This window comes from Sphingobacterium sp. LRF_L2 (assembly GCF_965644235.1).
Classification (GTDB): domain Bacteria; phylum Bacteroidota; class Bacteroidia; order Sphingobacteriales; family Sphingobacteriaceae; genus Sphingobacterium.
The window spans coordinates 1-281 of record NZ_CBFFRI010000031.1 but is presented as its reverse complement, the minus strand read 5'-3'; the positions used below and the strand labels follow the sequence as shown (position 1 = coordinate 281).

The 281-nt window shown below is 47.3% G+C and carries 1 protein-coding gene; it reads right to left on the bottom strand.

What is annotated here, in order from left to right; genetic code table 11:
- Positions 1-34: 34 nt before the first annotated feature.
- The coding region (locus ACSZOX_RS22415) for a hypothetical protein (protein ID WP_437922477.1) at positions 35-281 on the bottom strand (247 nt) is incomplete at its 5' end.

Sequence of the window (281 nt, the reverse complement as noted above, 5' to 3'; positions counted from 1 at the left end):
CTAAGAACGGAACAAGAACAACCCAAGGATAGACCTAGCTCTGACCTGTCCCTGCACAAGAACAACCCAAGAACGGAGCAAGAACGACCCAAGAACGGACTAAGAACAACCCAAGAAAGCCACAAGAACGGAGGAATAGCACTGTTTCTGTAAAAATATCGTGCAGTCTACCAGCGCCTTGCGGAATAGTCTTTAAAAATAAGCGGGGAAAGCTTGGAGGGAATAGGTCTAATTTTCTACCTTTGCACCACTCCGCAAGGGAGGGACGGTTGAAAAGCGAA